This is a genomic window from Clostridium aquiflavi (genome assembly GCF_031344075.1).
GTDB classification, from domain to species: Bacteria; Bacillota; Clostridia; order Clostridiales; family Clostridiaceae; genus Clostridium; species Clostridium aquiflavi.
The window spans coordinates 1-5,004 of sequence record NZ_JAVJAN010000079.1 but is presented as its reverse complement, the minus strand read 5'-3'; the positions used below and the strand labels follow the sequence as shown (position 1 = coordinate 5,004).

At 26.0% G+C, this 5,004-nt stretch carries 4 protein-coding genes, 1 tRNA gene and 1 rRNA gene; 4 read left to right on the top strand and 2 right to left on the bottom strand.

The genetic code is table 11. From position 1 onward, the window contains the following. A 5S ribosomal RNA gene (gene rrf, locus RGC78_RS16210) occupies window positions 1–79 on the top strand; the annotation flags it as partial. Window positions 80–85: 6 nt separating this feature from the next. Then, window positions 86–161: transfer RNA gene (locus RGC78_RS15850), tRNA-Lys, on the top strand. 450 nt (window positions 162–611) lie between these two features. On the opposite strand, the gene hydF is transcribed toward RGC78_RS15850, so the two are convergent. Together hydF and RGC78_RS15840 are read right to left on the bottom strand one after the other, a co-directional pair. Further along, window positions 612–1,802: a [FeFe] hydrogenase H-cluster maturation GTPase HydF gene (gene hydF, locus RGC78_RS15845; protein ID WP_252217012.1), complete on the bottom strand. Its 1,191-nt coding sequence runs from the start codon at window positions 1,800–1,802 to the stop codon at window positions 612–614. Window positions 1,803–1,948: 146 nt separating this feature from the next. Further along, complete coding sequence (locus RGC78_RS15840; RefSeq protein WP_252217015.1) at window positions 1,949–2,713, bottom strand: signal peptidase II; 765 nt, start codon at window positions 2,711–2,713, stop codon at window positions 1,949–1,951. Between the two features lie 377 nt (window positions 2,714–3,090). On the opposite strand from RGC78_RS15840, the gene RGC78_RS15835 reads away from it, so the two are divergent. Both RGC78_RS15835 and RGC78_RS15830 read left to right on the top strand, forming a co-directional pair. Continuing rightward, a complete protein-coding gene (locus RGC78_RS15835; protein WP_252217018.1) occupies window positions 3,091–3,909 on the top strand; it encodes a pyruvate, water dikinase regulatory protein in 819 nt (272 codons plus the stop codon). 33 nt (window positions 3,910–3,942) lie between these two features. Next, window positions 3,943–4,842 (top strand): patatin-like phospholipase family protein, encoded by a 900-nt coding sequence (locus RGC78_RS15830; protein ID WP_252217020.1) that lies wholly within the window; start codon window positions 3,943–3,945, stop codon window positions 4,840–4,842. Window positions 4,843–5,004 lie beyond the last annotated feature (162 nt).

Sequence of the window (5,004 nt, the reverse complement as noted above, 5' to 3'; positions counted from 1 at the left end):
TCCGAACAGGAAAGTTAAGATCCATAGCGCCGAAGGTACTGCACGGGAGACTGTGTGGGAGATTAGGACGTTGCCAGGTAAGCATGGTTCACTAGCTCAGTCGGTAGAGCACATGACTTTTAATCATGGTGTCCCGGGTTCGATTCCCGGGTGAGCCACCAAAATCGTTTCTTTAATATTAAAGAAACGATTTTTTTATTTCATTTTTAAATTTATTATATTCGAATTATAATTTAGTAAATATTAAAAGAAATAATTCTTTTAATATTAAAATTTAATAACAAATTAAATTTTAAAAAGTAAAATTAATATGTTTCATTATTATTGATAATTAAGAGCGATAAATAAAGTTGATTTGTGATTAAACAAAATAGTCTTTAAATTAGTTTAATTTAAAGACATAATATATACATCTAATAAAAGTAAAAAAGGCATCCTATAAAGTATATATAATAGGATGTCTTTTTTATTTGCTATAGTATATAAGTTTGATTTTAAATATTAATCTAAAATTAAACTGTTATTTTTAATCTGTAGCTTGCTTTATTGAATTTTATATCTATAATATATAAATTGTAATTTGATAAAGTCTTAAATCTTTTAAATTGGTATTATCCAATTAATATGTTACAAGCTCTATCAAGGATTCCATTAAGTTCAGCTAATGCGACTCCAAAATTAGTTATAGGAACATTTTTTTCTTTAACTACCTCTAATCTTGATAATAGTTGCTTTCTTGTAAACATACAAGAACCACAATGTACTATTAATTTAAATTCTGATAAATTCTTTGGAAAATCACTTCCTGATACATTTACTATGTCTAATTTTCCACCAACTTTTTTTTCAAGTAATAAAGGTAGTTTTTCTCTTGCAATATCACCTTTTTGTGCATGATGAGTGCAAGCTTCTGCAATTAATACTTTGTCATTAGGTTTTAAATTATTAATAGCTTTAGCTCCTTTTATAAATAATTCTAAATCACCCTTATATCTTGCCATTAAAATAGAGAATGAGGTTAATCTTATATTTGAGGGAACTATTTCATTTACCTTTTTAAACATTTGAGAATCTGTAATTACTAAAGATGGATTTTTGACTATCTTTAGCAAGTCTTCTAATTCTGTATCTTTGACTGTAAGTGCCATAGCATCATTATCTAGTATATCTCTTATTATTTGTACTTGAGGCAATATAAGTCTTCCTTTAGGGGCTTGGATATCCTGAGGAGCGACTAATATAACCCTAGCCTTAGGATTTACAATATCACCAAGTATAGTAGGCATTTCAAAATCAATAGGTGCATTTTTAATAAGAAGCTCTTTAAATTTACCTATATTTATTTTTTCTCTAGAACTTATTTCTACAAATGGAATATCAAATTCTTTTTGTAATAATTCTAAGTTGCTCATTCCTAAATCAATTTTATTTATTACTCCTATTACAGGAATATTTTTTTGTTTTAAATCTTTAAACCATTCTTTTTCATTTTCAATATTATTATCTTCTGCTGAAAATACAAGTACAGCTAAATCTGTTTTTAACATTACCTCTTTTGTTTTTTCAACTCTTAATGTTCCTAAATCACCAGTATCATCTAATCCAGCGGTATCTATAATAACCACTGGTCCTAAAGGAAGTAATTCCATTGCCTTTGAAACAGGATCAGTTGTAGTACCAGGAGTATCTGACACTAATGAAAGTGGTTGATTTGTTAGAGCATTAATTAAACTTGATTTACCGGCGTTTCTTTTTCCGAATATAGATATATGTAGTCTATTTGCTTTTGGAGTGTTAAGCATAAATATGCCTCCTTTATAACTTGATTTTCAATTTTTAATTAGATAGTGTATTTTTTACTCAATATAAATAGTTCATGTATATTTTTATTATTGGAATAAACAAATTTTATTATTGTTCTATAAACATTTGTAAAACTTCTTTTCTTTTAGTTTTGTTTATTTTTTAGTAACTTGAACTTACTAGATATATCATCTTTTATAAATGTTAAGAAACATCTTAAATTCTGTAAGTCTTCTTTTAGTGTAGTTTCTTCATCTGAAGAAAGATATCCGTTATTAAATAATGTAAGAATAAAAAATAGTATACCTAGATTAATATAAATATCTTTTATGTCTGCAATAAATAAATTGCTAATGCCAATAAAATCTAAACTTCCACCATAAAATAGTTTATCAATTAATGAACAAAGAGCTCCGCTGAATATAAACAAAAAAGACATATCTGCCCAAAAATCTTTATTACCTTTATATAAGGAGTATCTGTATATTTCGACAAATACAAAAAGTGCAATGATATTAAAAAATATTAATAATGTGAAGCTTACATTAGTTCCAAATCTTGCATTTAACCATGAACCATCAGTATTGATTATTGGATTAAAAGATAGTAAATTAGGAATTATATTGATGTAAGTATCAAAATAAAATAACTTTATAAATATTTTTATTCCTTGGTCAATTAGCATTAATGATAAAAAAAGTTTTAACATTGTTTTAAATTTAAATCCATTTTGATTTTTATATCCTATTTTATAAATGAATAATCCTACTAAAGCAAACAAAAACATAAGAAATATATTTAACATTACTGTAGGAGTATCTTTAATCCTACCTGTGAACAATTCAAACAAAAAGTATAAAAACCACATAAGTGGTAGAATGCTTACTGTTAAGATTTTTTTATTATTCATACATTTTCCTCCTAAATATAGTGTGAACAGTTTTTTATATCAATTATAACTCTTACATAATTTATTAAAGCGTTATTTAATGATTTTATTTTATAACTAAAAATATTGTGGTATAAGATTTTTTACACCTATAAATGAGTAAAGGCATAAAATAGATGATTTCATGGTTTATATGCAACTTTTTTTATTATATTAAAGTTTATCATATTAAATTTTAAAATTCATCATTATATAATATATAAATTAAATATTGAAATTTAAAAAATATATTTTTGTATCAAGCAATATTTTACAATACATGTAATATATAATGATAAAATTAAATAAGATATTATATTAGAAAAAACATTATATAAAATTTGAGGGGGGAGTTAATCATGTTAACTATTTTTGCTATATCAGATTCTATAGCAGAAACAGCTCATCAAGTAACACTAGCAGTGGCAGCTCAGTTTAGAGAAAAAATAAAAATAAGAAGAGTACCATATATCAAAACAATTGATGATGTGGATTGTATTTTTCCTGAAATAGCTAAAGTGGAAAGAAAAATAATCATATCAACAATAATTACTGTAGATGTTAGAGAATACTTAACTAAAAAATGTTATGAAGAAGATATTTATATTATGAATGTTCTAGGACCTCTTATAGATTCTATATCAAGTATGTTGAACACTAATCCAGAATATAAACCTGGGGCCATGAGACAAATAGATGAAATGTATTATAAAAGAATAGAGGCTATGGAATTTGCGATGCAATATGATGATAGTAAAGACTATAGAGGACTTAAAAATGCAGATGTAGTTTTAATAGGATTATCAAGAACGTCAAAGACACCATTAAGCATGTATCTAGCTAATAAGGGGATTAAAGCTATAAATATACCATTAATGCCTGAAATAGGTGTACCAGATGATATATATATTATAGATAAGAAGAAAATTTTTGGATTAAAAATAGATCCATTTCAATTAATAGAAATTAGAAAGAAAAGATTAGATAAATTCCATCACATATCTTCAAGTATTGAATATGCTGGTGATGAAAGAATATTAGAAGAATTAGAGTATTCAGATAAGGTAATGAAGAAGTTAGGATGTAAAACAATAGATATAACACAAAGGGCTATAGAAGATACAGCTTTAATTATTTTAGAATCAATTGGATATAATAAGAGCACGAATAGTTATTAGATATATTGTGGTTCTTGGGGAGTGTGATTTAATATGAAAATAGGATTAGTACTATCAGGGGGAGGAGCTAGGGGAGCATATCAAATCGGTGTATGGAAGGCATTAAAAGAGTTGAAAATTGATAGATATATAGAAGTAATTTCAGGGACATCAATCGGTGCATTAAATTCTATATTATTTTGCCAAGGAGATATAGAGAAGGCAGAGGAAGCGTGGCTTAATATATCAAAGGAAAAAGTTCTTCCTATAGATAAGAGAGATTTGAATATTAAAGGTTTTTTAATATCATTAGGATTAAAAAATATGAACTTAGTAAAAAAATGTATGCCAAAGATGATTGATACAGGAAATCTTTCAAGGGGAGGTTTAACTGATATTATTAATAAATATGTAAATTTTAAAGATATAGATGAGTGCAATAAATTATGCTATGTAGCTTGTACAGAGCTTACAACTTTTCAACCTAAATACTTTAAGATTAATGGATATAATGAAGAGAATATAAGAAGTATTTTATTTGCATCATCAGCATTACCTATGATATATGAATCAGAAGAATTTGAATCTATAAAATATTTAGATGGTGGAATGGCTGATAATGTTCCTGTACAGCCTGTATATGGAGAAAACTGTGACATTATAATAGTAGTGCATCTTTCTAAAGATTCTCATATAAATAAAAAGTTATTTCCAAATACTAAAATAATAGAGATATATCCATCTGTTATGGAAGAGGGGGTATTAGATGGTATATTGGATTTTGTTCCTGAGAGTGCTGAAAAAAGAATTAAACTAGGTTATATTGATACCATTGATTATTTAAAGCCAATTATGGATTTAGGTGTATTGGTATTTAAACATAAACCAATACCTGATATAGATACTCAAAAAGTACTTAAATACGTAAAAAGTAAATTTATTAAAAAAGAATAGAAAATTATTGTTGACACTATATAAATAAAATGGTAAGATAAAACACGTCGCTAAGAGATGCGGCCAACAAGAAAGAAAAAAGTTAAGAAATTAAATTTCAACTTATTAAAAACTTGTTGACAGAAAAGAAATTAAATGTTATACTGATTAAGTCGCTTAAGG